11 protein-coding genes are annotated in these 15,496 nt (G+C 63.3%); 4 read left to right on the top strand and 7 right to left on the bottom strand.

The window, feature by feature from the left end; all coding sequences use genetic code 11:
• Positions 1-58: 58 nt before the first annotated feature.
• Entirely contained in the window at positions 59-2,536 is a 2,478-nt protein-coding gene (locus QMK50_RS01445; RefSeq protein ID WP_320332298.1) for a TonB-dependent siderophore receptor, read from the top strand.
• Positions 2,537-2,607: 71 nt separating this feature from the next.
• On the opposite strand, the gene QMK50_RS01440 is transcribed toward QMK50_RS01445, so the two are convergent.
• Both QMK50_RS01440 and QMK50_RS01435 read right to left on the bottom strand, forming a co-directional pair.
• The gene (locus QMK50_RS01440; protein ID WP_095168727.1) at positions 2,608-4,230 is read right to left on the bottom strand and encodes an MFS transporter; all 1,623 of its coding nucleotides are present in this window, start codon (positions 4,228-4,230) and stop codon (positions 2,608-2,610) included.
• 108 nt (positions 4,231-4,338) lie between these two features.
• Complete coding sequence (locus QMK50_RS01435) at positions 4,339-5,991, bottom strand: GMC family oxidoreductase (protein WP_320332297.1); 1,653 nt, start codon at positions 5,989-5,991, stop codon at positions 4,339-4,341.
• Positions 5,992-6,124: 133 nt separating this feature from the next.
• On the opposite strand from QMK50_RS01435, the gene QMK50_RS01430 reads away from it, so the two are divergent.
• Complete coding sequence (locus QMK50_RS01430) at positions 6,125-7,021, top strand: LysR family transcriptional regulator (protein ID WP_320332296.1); 897 nt, start codon at positions 6,125-6,127, stop codon at positions 7,019-7,021.
• Positions 7,022-7,026: 5 nt separating this feature from the next.
• On the opposite strand, the gene QMK50_RS01425 is transcribed toward QMK50_RS01430, so the two are convergent.
• Together QMK50_RS01425 and QMK50_RS01420 are read right to left on the bottom strand one after the other, a co-directional pair.
• Positions 7,027-8,130, bottom strand: coding sequence for a DNA alkylation repair protein (locus QMK50_RS01425; protein ID WP_320332295.1), 1,104 nt, complete (start codon positions 8,128-8,130; stop codon positions 7,027-7,029).
• 253 nt (positions 8,131-8,383) lie between these two features.
• Positions 8,384-10,195, bottom strand: a complete 1,812-nt coding sequence (locus QMK50_RS01420) for a monovalent cation:proton antiporter-2 (CPA2) family protein (protein ID WP_095168732.1) — start codon at positions 10,193-10,195, stop codon at positions 8,384-8,386.
• 231 nt (positions 10,196-10,426) lie between these two features.
• Between QMK50_RS01420 and QMK50_RS01415 the strand changes: the two genes are divergently transcribed.
• Positions 10,427-10,765 carry an FKBP-type peptidyl-prolyl cis-trans isomerase gene (locus QMK50_RS01415; protein ID WP_095168733.1) on the top strand — a complete coding sequence of 113 codons (339 nt, stop codon included), beginning with the start codon at positions 10,427-10,429 and terminating at the stop codon, positions 10,763-10,765.
• 7 nt (positions 10,766-10,772) lie between these two features.
• Here the strand turns inward: QMK50_RS01415 and QMK50_RS01410 are convergent, their stop codons facing one another.
• Positions 10,773-11,879, bottom strand: coding sequence for a cytochrome P450 (locus tag QMK50_RS01410; protein ID WP_320332294.1), 1,107 nt, complete (start codon positions 11,877-11,879; stop codon positions 10,773-10,775).
• A gap of 80 nt (positions 11,880-11,959) precedes the next feature.
• Here QMK50_RS01410 and QMK50_RS01405 point away from each other — a divergent pair, with 80 nt between their 5' ends.
• Positions 11,960-12,724: a helix-turn-helix transcriptional regulator gene (locus QMK50_RS01405; protein WP_320332293.1), complete on the top strand. Its 765-nt coding sequence runs from the start codon at positions 11,960-11,962 to the stop codon at positions 12,722-12,724.
• A 125-nt stretch (positions 12,725-12,849) separates the two neighbouring features.
• On the opposite strand, the gene QMK50_RS01400 is transcribed toward QMK50_RS01405, so the two are convergent.
• Together QMK50_RS01400 and lpdA are read right to left on the bottom strand one after the other, a co-directional pair.
• Entirely contained in the window at positions 12,850-13,869 is a 1,020-nt protein-coding gene (locus QMK50_RS01400) for a branched-chain amino acid aminotransferase (RefSeq protein ID WP_095168736.1), read from the bottom strand.
• Between the two features lie 242 nt (positions 13,870-14,111).
• Positions 14,112-15,494, bottom strand: coding sequence for a dihydrolipoyl dehydrogenase (lpdA, locus tag QMK50_RS01395; protein ID WP_159996237.1), 1,383 nt, complete (start codon positions 15,492-15,494; stop codon positions 14,112-14,114).
• Between the last annotated feature and the right edge of the window lie 2 nt (positions 15,495-15,496).

Genomic DNA, 15,496 nt, shown 5'->3' with positions numbered 1-15,496 from the left:
ACGTCGTTCGGCTCATCCCTCAGTGATTTCATTTGGATGGTTCTGGGGGAGGGTAAGCATGTCTTTTGTGTACAAGCCGGGTGCGGGCCGGTTGGCGACTGCGGTGAGGATTGGCCTGTTCGCGCTGGCAGCCAGCGGCACTGGTGTGGCGACTGCCCAGGCCGCGGCGGCGTCGCAGCAGGCGGTGCAATCCTACGATATCGCGGCCGGCAGCCTGACCGAGGTGCTGAGCCGATTCGCCAGTGCGGCGGGCGCGGCCATCTCGTTCGACGCACGGCAGACTGCGGGCCAACAATCAGCAGGTTTGCGCGGTACCTATAGCGTCGGCGATGGGTTTGCGCGGATTCTCGCCAACAGCGCTTTGCAAGCCGAACCCCAGGCCAACGGCAGTTATGTGCTGCGTCCCCGTCCGTCCGCAGGCTCGGCCCTGGAGTTGGCGGCGACCAACGTCAATGCCCAGGAACTCGGGGCGACGACCGAAGGCAGCGGTTCGTACACCACCGGTGCGGTGACCATCGCCAAGGGGGCCCATTCGCTCAGGGAAACCCCGCAATCGGTGACCGTGATCACCCGCAAGATGCTCGACGACCAGAATCTCAACACCATCGACCAGGTCATGGAAAAGACCCCGGGCATTACCGTCTATGACTCGACCATGGGCGGCAAGTACTTCTACTCCCGGGGTTTTCGCATGTCCGGGCAGTATGAGTACGACGGTGTGCCGCTGGACATGGGCAACTCCTATGTCCAGGCCGACAGTTTCAGCAGTGACATGGCCTACTACGATCGGGTCGAGGTGCTGCGCGGGGCAGCCGGGATGATGAAGGGCTCGGGCGGCACCGCCGGTGGCGTCAACTTTGTGCGCAAGCGCGGGCAAAGTACCCCGCAGACCCAGTTGAGCCTGTCCGGCGGAACCTGGGACAACTACCGAGGCCAGGTCGATACCGGCGGTCCGCTGAACGAGTCCGGAACGTTGCGTGGCCGTGCGGTGATCGCCGAGCAGAGCAAGCATTACTTCTATGACGATGCCAGTCGCAAGGACCAGGTCTATTACGGTGCACTGGATTACGACTTGTCCGCCGACACCACCCTGGGCTTGGGCATTGCTTACGAAGATGTCGACGCCAACCCGTGCTGGGGTGGCATGCCGCGCTACCGCGATGGCAGCGACCTCAAGCTCAGCCGCTCGACCTGCCTGGACCCGTCCTGGAATACCTGGCGCAGCCAGCGCACCACCACCTTCGGTGACCTGGCGCACCAGTTGAATGACAACTGGGCGCTGAAAGTGGCCGGGGTCTATAGCAAAAACACCCAGGACATCAAATACGCGTTCCCGTCCGGCGCGATCACCCCAGGCAACGGCACCGTGCGCATGCTGGGCAGCATGTACGACTACGATCAAGTCGACTATGGCCTGGATGCTTACCTGGACGGCAAATTCGAGGCGCTGGGGCGCGAGCATGAGTTGATCGTCGGCCTCAATGGCAGTCGCTCGAACAAGAACGACTTCTACTCGGTGGCATTCCTGCCGCAGACCCAGGACGTATTCAATCCCGACAAGCACCTGCCGAAACCCGATGACAGTTATTTCATCGCCAACTCGACCCGTGGTGGTCCGGTGGACAGCGTCACCAAGCAGTATGGGGTTTACTCCACGGCCCGCCTGAAACTGGCCGACCCCTTGACCTTTGTCCTCGGTGGGCGGGTCAGCTGGTACGACTCCGAAACCGATTCGCTGTTCATCAACTCGGGTATTTCACAGACGGCCAAGACCAAGGAAACCGGGCAGGTCACGCCGTTTACCGGGCTGCTGCTGGACCTCAATGAAAACCTTACGGCCTATACCAGCTATTCGGAGATATTCACCCCGCAAGGCAACCTGCGCTCCGAAAGCGGCGCGGCGCTCAAGCCGCTGGTAGGGCAGAGCTATGAATTGGGGATCAAGGGCGAGTGGTACGGTGGTCGCCTCAACAGCTCGTTCAACCTGTTCCGCACCATCCAGAAAGACCAGGCCCAGACCGACTACAACTCGTCCTGCCCATCCTCGGACGGTTATTGCTACGTCAACGCCGGCAAAGTCCGCGCCCAGGGTTTCGAAGCGGAGGTCAGCGGTGAGCTGATCGAGCGCCTGCAGTTGCTCGCCGGTTACACCTACACCCAGACCAAGACCCTCGATGACATCGACACCAGCCTAAACGGTGAGGCGTTCAACAGCTATGTGCCACGCCACGTGCTGCGTATGTGGGGCGACTACGCCCTGGAGGGAGCGCTGGAGCGATTCACCGTGGGGGCCGGGGTCAATGCGCAAAGCGACAACTTCCGCGTGTCACCCTTGAGTGGCGAAAAGATCAGCCAGGGCGGGTACGCCGTGTGGAACGGCCGGGTCGGCTACCGCATCGACGACACCTGGTCGCTGGCGCTCAATGGCAACAACCTGTTCGACAAGCGCTACTACAGCACCATCGGCACCGAGACCTTTGGTAACTACTACGGCGAGCCGCGTAATTTCATGGTCTCGGTAAAAGCCGACTTCTGAAGTTGATGCAGGAACTGTAGGAGCGAGCAGGCCGCAAGCGGGCACTCGCTCCTACATTGGACCCTTCGGGCTCAGTTCTTCTCCAGGTCGACATCCTTGGTTTCCCGCAGGCACAACATACCCACCACCAGGCTCACGCCGGTGATCAGCACCGGGTACCACAGGCCGTAGAAGATATCGCCGGTGTACACCACCAGGGCAAACGACACCGTTGGCAGGAAGCCGCCGAACCAGCCGTTGCCGATGTGGTAGGGCAGGGACATCGAGGTGTAGCGGATGCGGGTCGGGAACAGTTCGACCATCAAGGCCGCCAGCGGCCCGTAGCACATGGCCGAGATGATGATCAGCGCCACGATCAGGGCGACGATCATCGGTTTGTTGACCTGCTGGGTATCGGCGGTCTGCGGATAACCGGCCAGGGTCACGGCACCGCGCAGGGCGGCTTCGTCGTAACCGTCGATTTTCACCTCGCCAATGCTCACTTGCACGCCACTGCCGGCCGGTGCGGCGGCGCTGCTGTACGGCAGGCCCTGCTTGACCAGGAAGGTCTTGACCTTGTCGCACGGGCTGTCGAAACGAGCCTTGCCGACCGGGTCGAACTGGAAGGTGCAGGTGGCTGGATCGGCCAGTACGGTAATCGGCGCCTGTTGGCTGGCGCGGTCGATGGCCGGGTTGGCGTAGTGGGCCAGGGTCTTGAAGATCGGGAAGTACAGCACGGTCGCCAGCAGCAAGCCGAGCATCAGGATCGGTTTGCGCCCGACCCGGTCCGACAGCCAGCCGAAGAAAATGAAGAACGGCGCGCCGATCACCACGCTGACAATCAGCAGGGTGTTGGCCAGGGCTGGGTCCATCTTGAGGAACTGGGTGAGGAAGAACAGCACGTAGAACTGCGCGGCGTAGAACGTCACCGCTTGCCCGGCGTTGATGCTGAACAGCGCAATCAGCACCACCTTGAGGTTTTCCCAGTTGCCGAAGGACTCGCGGATCGGCGCCTTGCAGGACTTGCCTTCTTCTTTCATTTTCAGGAAGGCCGGCGATTCATGCAGGCTCAGGCGGATCCAGGTGGAGATGCCCAGCAGCACGATCGACAGCAGGAACGGAATACGCCAGCCCCAGACTTCGAACTGGTCGCCGGTGAAGTAGCGGCACCCCAGCACCACCAGCAGCGACAGGAGCAGGCCGAGGGTCGCGGTAGATTGAATCCAGCTGGTGTGGAATCCGCGTTTGCCCATCGGTGCGTGCTCGGCGACGTAGGTCGCAGCCCCGCCGTACTCCCCGCCCAGGGCCAGGCCCTGGAGCATGCGCAGCACCACCAGGATGATCGGCGCGGCGATGCCGATACTGGCGTAGGTCGGCAGCAGGCCGACGCAGAAGGTCGCCACACCCATCAGGATGATGGTGGCGAGGAAGGTGTATTTGCGCCCGATCATGTCCCCCAACCGGCCGAACACCAGCGCGCCGAACGGCCGCACGATGAACCCGGCGGCGAAGGCCATCAAGGCGAAGATGAACGCGGTGGTGTCGTTGACCCCGGCGAAAAACTGCTTACTGATGACCGCCGCGAGGGCGCCATAGAGAAAGAAGTCATACCATTCGAAAACCGTCCCCAGGGACGAGGCGAAGATAACTTTCTGGGTGTCCTTGCTGGTGCCGGTGCTCAGCGTTCCTGCCACGGCGGGTGCCTGGTCTGACATACGGGTATCCCTCACAGTGATTATTTATTGTTGTTCCACTGTCGGCGCCTGCCTTACGGGCTGGCGCGTCTGCTGTCATGCATCTGCCCTGTAGGGGCAAGCTTGCTCCTACAGGTGCGGTACGGTTGCCCGTTCTGTGGGTGTGGCGTTGCTCCTTGTCGGTGAGGCGAGAATCAGTTGCGCCGCTTTCTCGGCGATCATCAGCGTGGGTGAACAGGTATTGCCCGAGGTGATGTGGGGCATGATCGAGGCGTCGGCGATGCGCAGGCCGGGAATGCCATGCACCCGCAGTTGGGCATCGACGACCGCATCGCCATCCTGGCCCATGCGGCAGGTGCCCACCGGGTGGAAGATGGTGGTGCCGATCCGCGCGGCGGCCTCGTGCAACTGCTCCTCGGTGTGCAATTCGGCGCCCGGCAGATACTCCACCGGCTTGAACGGTTGCAGGGCTTTGGCGCTGACAATCCGCCGGGTCAGGCGAATGGCGGCGGCGGCCACGCGCAGGTCTTCGGGGTGGCTCAGGTAGTTGGGCTGGATCAGCGGCGCCTGCTGTGGGTCGGCCGAACTGATCTCGATCCGGCCACGGCTTTGCGGACGCAGGTCGCACACCGAGGCGGTGAATGCCGGGAATGGGTGCAGCGGTTCGCCGAAACGCTCCAGCGACAACGGCTGGACGTGGTACTCAAGGTTGGCCGAAGTCTGCTCGGGCCCTGATCGGGCAAAGGCGCCGAGTTGGCTGGGGGCCATCGACAGCGGGCCGCTGCGGTCGTACAGGTAGCGCAGGCCCATGCCCATCTTGCCCCACAGGCTGCCGGCAATCTGGTTCAGGGTGCGGGCGTTCTCAAGCTTGTAGATCAAGCGCAGTTGCAGGTGATCCTGCAGGTTGCCACCCACGCCATTGAGTTCATGTACCAGGTTGATGCCCAGGCGCTTGAGCAGGCCAGCCGGGCCGATGCCGGAGCGCTGGAGGATGCTGGGCGAGCCGACGGAGCCGGCGCTGAGGATGATTTCCCGGCGTGCGGTGAAGGTGCTGGCCTGGCCCTGCCAGCGCGCGGTGACCTTGCAGGCCCGGCCGTTTTCCAGGAGCACGCGGTCGACATCGACCCCCGTCAGTACCGTCAGGTTAGGCCGCTGGGCGACAGGCTTGAGAAACGCCTTGGCGGCGTTCCAGCGCACGCCGGCCTTCTGGTTGACCTGGAAATAGCCGCAGCCTTCGTTGTCGCCCTGGTTGAAGTCGTCGATGTTGGCGATGCCGGTCTGTTCGGCGGCGTTGCGAAAGGCGTCGAGAATCGGCCATGACAGGCGCTGGCGTTCAACCCGCCATTCGCCGCTGGCGCCGTGAAAGTCGTCGGCGCCGGCAAAATGGTTTTCGCTTTGGCGAAACAGCGGCAGTACCTCGTTCCAGCTCCAACCGGGATTGCCTTCGCTGGCCCAGCGATCGTAGTCACCGGCCTGGCCGCGCATGTAGATCATGCCGTTGATCGACGAGCTGCCGCCCAGCACTTTGCCCCGTGGGTAGCTCAGGCTGCGGCCCTGCAGGCCAGCTTGGGCCTGGGTCTTGTAGCACCAATCGGTGCGTGGGTTGCCGATGCAGAACAGGTAGCCGACGGGGATGTGGATCCAGGGATAGTTGTCGCGCCCGCCGGCTTCGAGCAGCAGCACCCGGTGTTGTGGGTTGGCGCTCAGCCGATTGGCCAGCAGGCATCCGGCTGGCCCGGCGCCGACCACGATGTAATCGTATGCATCAACGGCAGGTGACATCCATGACCTCGCAGCGTGTTGTTCTTATTGCGCTTCATCCTAGTTGTTAGTTTTCGACAAAAGAATGTTAGTTTTTGCTCAGCCGCTGTGCGTTTATAGACAGCGCCAAGTCCACGTTTAACAAGGAAGACCGATGTTCGACTGGAATGACCTGCGGTTTTTTCTCGAGCTGCAACGCAGCGGCCGCTTGCTGACCGCGGCCAAGCGCTTGAAAACTACGCATGCCACGGTGGCGCGGCATATCGAGGCCATCGAACAGAGCCTGGGCACCGCGTTGTTTGTCCAGCAGGCGCAGGGCTACCAGTTGACCCCGGCCGGCGAAGCGCTGCTTAAACATGCCGAGGCCATGGAAAATGTCGCGTTGCTGGCCCAGGAGGAAATCACCCAGTCCACGGCGCCCCTGGGCAAGATCCGCGTGGGGGTCACGGAAGGGCTGGGCATCATGTTTCTCGCCAGCCGCATGAAGGGCCTGTTCGACCGCTACCCGGGGCTTGAGGTGGAGTTGGTGGCCGTGCCGCGATTCGTCAGCATCCTCAACCGCGAAGCCGAGATCAGCATTCATTTGGAGCGGCCGTCGGCGGACATGCTGGTCACCCGCAAACTCACCGATTACCGCCTGGCGCTCTATGCCAGCCAGGACTACCTCGACCGCGCGCCGCCCCTGCGCAGCCGCGAAGACCTGGGCCATCACGCCTGGATCGGCTATGTCGACGACCTGTTGTTCAGCCAGGAACTGATGTTCCTCAACAGCTTCTGCCGCAGCCCCCAGGTGGTGTTCCACAGTACCAGCGTGATCGCCCAGCAACAGGCGGCGCGCTCGGGCCTGGGGATCGCCGTATTGCCGTGCTACATGGCCAGTGGCGACCCGGGCCTGGTGCCGCTGCTACCGGCCGAAAGTATCCAGCGCAGCTACTGGATCAGCACCCGCCGCGAGCTGCACAAGTCTGTGCGGCTGCGGGTGCTGTGGGATTATGTGGTGCAGCTGTGTGAGCGCGAGCAGGCCCTGTTGCTGGGCCCGAAACTGGCGTAGGCGCTTCAGCGGGTGATTTCGAAGGCCGTGCTCGCCAGTCGCTCGCCGTTGACCATGATGTGCACCGCGTGGGTGCCGGGGTAGTGCTTGCGGGTGGTCATGTCGCGGATCCGCTGGGCTCGGCTGATTTTCTGCCGGTTTCGGGCGGGCAGGGTCAGGCCCTTGAGCTTGAACACCTTGGTTGACGTCGCCCCCGAGGCCTTGACGTATTCGATGGCGTAATCCACCACCAGGCGCTGGGCGGCATCGGCGGTGGACTGCAGGTCGAACGACAGGCTGATACTTTGCCCCAAGGCGATCACGGCGGGTTCAATGCTCAGCTGATGAATCTCGACCTCAGGCTTGCCCCCTGCGCCAATCAGCGTCAGCGCCCGTTGATTGCCCTGCTTGATCAGGCTGCGCAGCGCATGACGGGCGATCCAGGCGGTACGAGGATCCTCCAGCGACCAGCCCTCGAGAGTGTCCAGCACCCAGTCCGGGTGGTCCTTGGTGATGTCGTTGAGGTGGTTGGCCACTGACTTGCGCACGTACAGGCTGCTGTCGGCCTTGAGGTTGTCGATGATCCTCGCGGCCAAGGTCGGGTCGGCCTGGACCTGCTCCAGGCGGAACGACCAGGGCAAGCGGGGGCGGCTGCCTTTGCTGGCGAGCCGGCGCACGTGTTCGTTGGGGTCCAGCGACCAGTCGTGCATCAGGGCCAGGGTGCGTTCGAAGTCGCTGCGCAGGAAGTGCCGTACCGCAAATTCCGAGGAGCCGAAGCGAGTGAAGTGCTGCAGCGCGTCCATCGACAATTCAAAGGCGTGGCTGCCGTAGCGCGAGACGTAGTGGGCCAGGAACATGCTGACGAAGCCGCTGTTGAGGCGTGGCGCCAACAGGCGCAGGACCTCCAGCGTCTGCTCGTAGTCCAGGCCCAGCACTGCATGCAGGCACTCGGCGGTATGGGCCATGCGCTGCATCACCGACAGTGGCTCGAGCCCGTCGTAGGCCATGGCCAGGAACGCCTGGTGATCGAACGCTGGATACACCGCGCGCAGTTCACTGGCGATGTGGGCAAAGCGCTCGGCGTTGAAGATCTCCTTCAAGGCCGGGGAGGATTGCGCAGGGTTGCTCATTGAGGGTCCTTTGAAGATTGGAGCAAAGCTTGCTCGCAATGGCGCCTGCCTGGGACGCCACAATTTATGGATACGTGTGGGAGCGAGCCTGCTCGCGATGGTCGTCAACGATGACGCGTTATACCTGAATAAACGCGTCGTGCTTACGACCATCGCGAGCAAGCTCGCTCCCACAGAAACCCTTGTACACCTGCTCCTGTAGGTGCGGGCAGGTCTTGCTCCTACGGTGGTGGAGGGGGCGCAAAGCGGGTTGCTACGCCGGCTTGGGGGTGTCCTCTTGCGTTTGGTCGGCCTCGAACAACCGGGCCAGTTCCTCCCGTGCTTCCTGGGCGGTCTGCATGACTTTGGCGGCATCGTCATAGATCGCGCGCTGGGCTTCGAGCACTTGTTCGTCGTGCTGCTTGAAGGTTTCGATGCGCGCTGCGGCCTGGGCCTTGCTTAGTCCCAGGCCGATCAGAGTCATGCGGCTCATTTCCAGGCTGGAATGGAAGGTTTCCCGCACCGCCTCGGCGCCCAGGTCGACCAGGCGATGGACGTGTTGACGGTTACGGGCGCGGGCGATGATTTTCATGTGTGGGTAGAGCCGGCGCACCAGTTCCGCAGTCTTGATGTTGGTGTCCGGGTCGTCGGTGGCAATCACGAAGAACTCCGCCTGCTCGACCTTGGCCGCGCTGAGAATCTCCGGGCGCATCGGGTCGCCGTAGAACACCGGCACACCGCCAAAACTGCGGGACAGTTCGATGGTTTCCACCGAGGTGTCGAGGGCCACGAAGCGGATTTTTTGCGCCCGCAGGATCCGCGCCACGATCTGCCCCATACGGCCCATGCCGGCGATCACTACGCGCGGGGTGTCGGTGTCGATCTCACGCAGGTGCGGCGGCACGGCCACCGGCTCGACCTTGGGTTTGGCCAGGCGTGCGCACAGCAGCAACAGCAACGGGGTGACGGCCATGGACAGGGTAATGGTCAGCACCTGCAGGTCATACAGGCGGGCATCGAACAAGCCTTGGTCGCGGCCAATCTTGAACACCACGAAGGCAAATTCGCCGCCGGCTGCCAGGACGATGCCCAGGCGCACCGCGCTCACGCGGTTGAGCCCCCCGGCCATGCGTCCGACCAGGTACAGCAGCGGCAGCTTCAGCGAAATCAGCAGCACGGTCAGGCCGAGCACGGCAACCGGGGCGCTGAACAGCAGGCTGATGTTGGCGCCCATGCCCACGCTCATGAAAAACAGCCCAAGCAACAGGCCCTTGAACGGTTCGATCTGCGCTTCCAGTTCGTGGCGGTATTCGGAGTCCGCCAAGAGCAGGCCGGCGAGGAACGCGCCGAGGGCCATCGACACCCCGACTTCATCCATCAACCAGGCGGTGCCGATCACCACCAGCAGCGCCGTGGCAGTGGCTACTTCCGGCAGGCCGGACTTGGCGACGATGCGAAATACCGGGCGCAACAGATAGCGCCCCCCCACGACCACCACGGCGATACTGCCGAGTACCTGCAACCCATGGTTGAGGTCTTCGGCAGGGGTGGTGGTGTCATTGCCCCCGGCCAACAGCGGCACCATGGCGATCAGCGGGATCGCGGCGATGTCCTGGAACAACAGGATGGCAAACGCCAGGCGCCCGTGAGGGCTGGTCAGCTCCTTGCGTTCGGCCAGGCTTTGCAGGCCAAAGGCGGTGGATGAAAGGGCCAGGCCGAGGCCGAGCACGATGGCACTGTTGAGTTTCTGGCCGAACATATAGAACGCCAGCACGCCGATCACCGAGGCCGTCAAGACCACCTGGGCCAAGCCGACGCCGAACACCGCCTTGCGCATCACCCACAGTCGGCGCGGCGACAGTTCCAGGCCGATGATGAACAGCAGCAGGACCACGCCCAGCTCGGAAATATGCATCACGCTTTGCGGGTTGCCGATCAGCCCCAGCACGGCGGGGCCGATGAGGACCCCGGCCAGCAGGTAGCCCAACACGGCCCCCAGTTGCAGGCGTTTGGCCAAAGGCACGGTGAGCACCGCCGCAAACAGAAACACCACAGCGGCTTGCAACAGGTTGCCTTCATGGGGCATGAGTCACTCCTGGACAGTCAAAAAGATTAAACACGGGGCTGACACTCCGTCTGGTTCGACGCGCAGTGTAACGGTGGGGCACGTTGACTGCATCGCTGGATCAGCCGTTGGCCAGTCTGACAAGCGAGTGTTACGCCGCGGAGTGCCTGGTCTGATGCAGCGAATCCAGCACGCTGTCTGGGTTAAGATTGCCCACTGGCCAGTCGGGCCAGTGAACAGACGAGAGCAGCAATGAACGACGAATTACAGGTCCTCGACCTGCTGGTGGGCAGCGGCAAAGCTGCGGTAAAAGGCGCGTTGATCACCACCCAATACCGCGGCTGCCTGGAAGACGGCACCGAGTTCGACTCTTCCTGGAGCCGCGGCAAGCCGTTCCAGTGCGTGATCGGCACCGGACGCGTGATCAAGGGCTGGGATCAGGGCATCCTGGGCATGCAAGTCGGTGGTAAACGCCAGCTGCGGGTGCCTGCGCACCTGGCCTACGGTGAGCGCAGCATGGGCAGCATCCCGCCCAATTCCAACCTGGTGTTCGAGATCGAACTGCTGGAAGTGCTGACGCGGGACGACTGATCGATGCTCATTTTTCGCTGAACAGGGGGATCCGCCCGTTCAGCGAGGGGCGGTAGCGCCAGGCCAGTCGGCCGAAGTGCTCCCTGTGCGCCAGCAACTCGCGCAGGGTGGCACTGGCGATGCTCATGGCCAATGCCTGGCCGGGGCAGTGGTGGCGTCCGGCACCGAAACTCAAGCTGCGCCGGGCCGGGCGCTCCAGCACAAAGCGCTCGGGCTCTGGGTTGAGTTGCGGGTCGCGGTTGGCCGAGGCCAGCAACAGCAGCACGCTATCGCCGGGTGCCAGGCGCACGCCCTCGATCTCGCAGGGTGCGCTGACAAAGCGCCGGGTATTTTGCACTGGCGGGTCAAAGCGCTGAACCTCTGCCACAAACCCATCGACTCGCCCGGGCTCCGGCAGTAGCCCTGGCTCGCGGATCAGCGCCAGTACGGCGTTGCCAATCAGCCCGGCACTGGCTTCGTACGTCTGGGAGAGCAGGCCGATCAGGTTGGCCAGCAGGACTTCGCGATCAGTCAGGCCCTGGCACAGGCTTTCCAGTAGCGGGCTCTTTGCGTCCTCGGCGCTCAGTCGCTCGATGAAATAACCCTTCAATTGCTCGGCGGCCTGGTGGGCCGCGACCCGTTGCGCGGCAGTGCTCAAGGGTGAAAGGCAGGCGACGAAGTCCGCGGTCAACTGGCTGAGGGTCCTGCCTTCGCTGGGCGCGAAGCCCAGCATTGCGGCGACCACCGCCACCGGCCCCAGGAACATGGCCTGGTGCAGGCCGGCGGCGTCTGCCGTGATCAGCCGGGCACGCAGCCGTTCGCCAACCTGCTCGGTGTCGACCCGCTCCAGCGCCGGCGCCATGGCCGAGCGCGGGCAGCGATGGGGTTCGCCGTCGTTCATCCGCATCAAGCGCGCGAACACCTGGCCGGCTTCACCCTGGGCAATTGCAGCGGGCACCGGTTCGTGTGCCGGGCGCACCCGGCAGTCGGCATGCGCCAGCACAGCAGCCACCGCCCGGGCGCTGCTGGCCACCCACAGACCCAGATCCTGGTCGAAGGCGAACCCGCCCGCAGCGCGCAGACTGGCGTAGTAGGGATAGGGATCGGCGTGAGTCGCGGCGATAATCGGGTCCATGGGACGCGGCCTTATGGGTAGTGGTAAGTCTTGTTACTATCCGGGGTTCGGCAGGACGACGATTCGTCCGGGAGCGAAATATGAGTGCAGAACAACACGACGTTGGTGTCTCGCAGGTGGCGGCAGCGATCGCCGAGCCGGCTCGGACCAAAATCCTCTGTTCGTTGATGGATGGCCATGCCCGTACCAGCACCGAACTGGCGAGCATTGCCGAAGTCAGCACGTCGACCGCCAGTGCCCACTTGGCCCGGCTCAAGGAGCTGGCGCTGGTGCGCCTGCACGTACAGGGCCGCCATCGTTATTACAGTCTTGCCAATCAGCAGGTCGCCCAGGCCCTGGAAGCACTGATGGTGATCGGCCAGAGCGCCGCGCCGACCTTCACCCCGCGCACCCCGGATCGCCTGCAGTTTGCCCGCACCTGCTACGACCACATGGCCGGTACTCTGGCGGTGCTGCTGCACGACCGGATGCTCGAGACCGGTTGGCTGCTGGTGACCGAGCAACAGGCGTACCGGTTGAGCGCGAGCGGCGAGGCGGGGTTCCAGCAGTTGGGCATCGAGGTCAGTGACTTGAGCGCACTGCGGCGGCGATTTGCCTGCCCGTGCCTGGACTGGAGCATGCGTCGACCGCACCTGGGCGGAGCGCTGGGTGCGGCCTTGCTGGCGACGGCGCTGCAGCGCAAATGGCTGATCCAGGACCTGGACAGCCGGGCGCTGGCGTTGACCGCCACCGGGCGCAAGGAAATCGGCAGGCGGTTCGCAATCGAGTTGCCGAGCCAACTGCCGCCAGCGTCCCGTGAGGCTCGCAAAACTGCACGCCGAGCACTCGTCAGTCCTGGGCTCTAGGGGCAGGGTGTTGCCTTGTGCCCGACGCATGGTTGCGCACCCAGTTCGCAGCAACGGCGCCGACAAAAAAGGCCCAGCCGACGCGCTAACGCCGGCTGGGCCTGTTCAGTGCCTGGAACGCTGGATCAGACCTTGACGATCCAGCCTTCTGGCGCTTCGATGTCGCCGGTCTGTACACCGGTCAGCTCTTTGTAGAGCTTCTGGGTGATTGGGCCGACTTCGGTTTCGCTGTGGAACACGTGCAGGTGATCGTTGTAGCTGATGCCACCGATCGGCGTGATAACTGCGGCAGTGCCACAGGCGCCGGCTTCCTTGAAGTCCGCCAGCTTGTCGATGAACACGTCACCTTCCACCACTTCCAGGCCCAGGCGCGACTGAGCCAGCTCGATCAACGACAGACGAGTGATGCCCGGCAGCACCGAAGGCGACTTCGGCGTGACGAACTTGTTGTCGTGGGTGATCCCAAAGAAGTTGGCCGAGCCGACTTCTTCGATTTTCGAGTGGGTCATCGGGTCCAGGTAGATGCAGTCGGCGTAGTGCGCCTTCTTGGCCTGGGAGCCGGGCATCAGGCTGGCGGCATAGTTGCCACCGACCTTGGCCGCGCCGGTGCCTTGTGGGGCGGCACGGTCGAAGCTGGAGATCAGGAAGTTGTGCGGGGTCAGGCCGCCCTTGAAGTAGGCGCCGACCGGGATAGCGAAGATCGAGAAGATGAACTCAGGGGCGGTGCGTACGCCGATGTTGTCACCCACGCCGATCACGAACGGGCGCAAGTACAACGCGCCGCCGGTGCCGTATGGCGGAATGAAACGCTCGTTGGCACGGACCACGGCCTTGCAGGCTTCGATGAACTGTTCGGTTTCGACGAACGGCATCAGCAGGCGTGCGCAGCTGCGCTGCATGCGCAGGGCGTTCTGGTCCGGGCGGAACAGGTTGATCGAGCCGTCCTTGCAGCGATAGGCCTTCATGCCTTCGAAGCATTGCTGGCCGTAGTGCAGGGCGGTGGAGCCTTCACTGATGTGCAGCACGTTATCTTCGGTCAGGGTGCCTGCGTCCCACTCGCCGTTACGCCAGTGCGACAGATAGCGCTTGTCTGTCTTGATGTAGTCAAAACCCAGCTTGTCCCAATTGATGCTTTCGTTACCCATGACACCCTCTATCACTTAACAATCGCCTGAAAGGTTCAAGGCTTCTGACGTTTTTCTGGATGGGCACAACAATACTTCATTCCGGGCCGGTTTCGCAGCCCAGACGATCGGACGAGAGGCAGATTAATCGTGTTGGCCTCAAGAAATCGCGGGCAAGCCCGCTCCCACAGTACGTCTAACCCATGTGGGAGCGGGCTTGCCCGCGAAGAGGCCATCACCTATGCCCACCAATCGCCCCTGGATTACAGGTGCAGCGCATGCCCCAAGGCCCGCAATGCAGCCTCTTGTACCGCCTCGCCCAGTGTCGGGTGGGCGTGGATGGTGCCGGCGATGTCTTCCAGGCGAGCGCCCATTTCCAGGCTCTGGCCGAATGCGGCGGACAACTCCGAGACCCCGACCCCGACGGCTTGCCAGCCCAGGATCAGGTGATTATCGCGACGTGCCACGACCCGCACGAAGCCGCTTTTCGATTCCAGGGTCATCGCCCGGCCGTTGGCGGCGAACGGGAAGCTGGCAACGATGCAGTCCAGGCCCGCCGCCTTGGCTTCGTCCGGGGTCTTGCCGACCACCACCAGTTCCGGGTCGGTAAAGCACACGGCGGCGATGGCGGTGGGGTTGAACTCGCGGGTTTTGCCGCTGATCAGCTCTGCGACCATCTCACCCTGGGCCATGGCGCGGTGAGCCAGCATCGGCTCGCCACTCAAGTCGCCGATCGCCCAGACGTTGCGCATGCTGGTGGCGCAGCGGTTGTCGATCTTGATCGCCGCACCGTTCATCTGCAGGTTCAGGGCTTCGAGGTTCCAGCCCTGGGTGTTGGGTTTACGTCCGACGGCCACCAGCACCCGATCGGTCGCAAGGCTCAGGGTGCCGCCATCCGGCTCCGTGACTTGCAGAGTATTTGCATCAGAATCAAAGCTTTGCACGCTATGTTTCAAGTAAAGCTTTATCCCGAGTTTTTTCAGCTCTTCGTGCACCGGCTGGGTCAGCTCGGCGTCGTAGGCTGGCAGGATCCGCTCCTGGGCTTCGACCACGCTGACTTCGGCGCCGAGCTTGCGGTAGGCAATGCCCAGCTCCAGGCCGATGTAACCGCCGCCCACCACCACCAGGTGTTTCGGCAGGCTTTGGGGTGCCAGGGCTTCGGTGGAGGAGATGATCGGCCCGCCAATCGGCAGCATCGGCAGGTTGACGCTTTTCGAACCGGTGGCCAGCAGCAGGTGCTCGCACTGGATGCGGGTGTCGCCGACGTCAACGGTCTTGCCGTCGACTACCTTGGCCCAGCCATGGATGACCTGGACCTTGTGCTTTTTCAACAGGGCCGCAACGCCGGTGGTCAGGCGATCGACGATGCCATCCTTCCACTCGACGCTTTTGCCAATGTCCAGGCTCGGCGCGGCGACGGTGATCCCCAGGGCCGAGTGCTGGTTGTGCTGGCGGGTCTGGTGAAATTGTTCCGCGACATGAATCAGCGCCTTGGACGGAATGCAGCCGATGTTCAGGCAGGTGCCGCCCAGTGCCTGGCCTTCGACCAGGATGGTATTGATGCCCAGTTGCCCGGCACGAATAGCCGCTACGTAACCGCCAGGGCCGCCGCCAATGATCAGCAGCGTGGTGTTCAGAGTCTGCATGT

Source organism: Pseudomonas sp. P5_152 (assembly GCF_033989915.1).
Classification (GTDB): Bacteria; Pseudomonadota; Gammaproteobacteria; order Pseudomonadales; family Pseudomonadaceae; genus Aquipseudomonas.
This window is presented reverse-complemented; position numbering and strand designations above follow the sequence as displayed.

Excerpts from the sequence above, each read along its gene's own strand:
- QMK50_RS01445 (WP_320332298.1), top strand. The coding sequence starts at position 59 with ATGTCTTTTGTGTACAAGCCGGGTGCGGGCCGGTTGGCGACTGCGGTG.
- QMK50_RS01440 (WP_095168727.1), bottom strand. The coding sequence starts at position 4,230 with ATGTCAGACCAGGCACCCGCCGTGGCAGGAACGCTGAGCACCGGCACC.
- QMK50_RS01435 (WP_320332297.1), bottom strand. The coding sequence starts at position 5,991 with ATGTCACCTGCCGTTGATGCATACGATTACATCGTGGTCGGCGCCGGG.
- QMK50_RS01430 (WP_320332296.1), top strand. The coding sequence starts at position 6,125 with ATGTTCGACTGGAATGACCTGCGGTTTTTTCTCGAGCTGCAACGCAGC.
- QMK50_RS01425 (WP_320332295.1), bottom strand. The coding sequence starts at position 8,130 with ATGAGCAACCCTGCGCAATCCTCCCCGGCCTTGAAGGAGATCTTCAAC.
- QMK50_RS01420 (WP_095168732.1), bottom strand. The coding sequence starts at position 10,195 with ATGCCCCATGAAGGCAACCTGTTGCAAGCCGCTGTGGTGTTTCTGTTT.
- QMK50_RS01415 (WP_095168733.1), top strand. The coding sequence starts at position 10,427 with ATGAACGACGAATTACAGGTCCTCGACCTGCTGGTGGGCAGCGGCAAA.
- QMK50_RS01410 (WP_320332294.1), bottom strand. The coding sequence starts at position 11,879 with ATGGACCCGATTATCGCCGCGACTCACGCCGATCCCTATCCCTACTAC.
- QMK50_RS01405 (WP_320332293.1), top strand. The coding sequence starts at position 11,960 with ATGAGTGCAGAACAACACGACGTTGGTGTCTCGCAGGTGGCGGCAGCG.
- QMK50_RS01400 (WP_095168736.1), bottom strand. The coding sequence starts at position 13,869 with ATGGGTAACGAAAGCATCAATTGGGACAAGCTGGGTTTTGACTACATC.
- lpdA (WP_159996237.1), bottom strand. The coding sequence starts at position 15,494 with ATGCAGACTCTGAACACCACGCTGCTGATCATTGGCGGCGGCCCTGGC.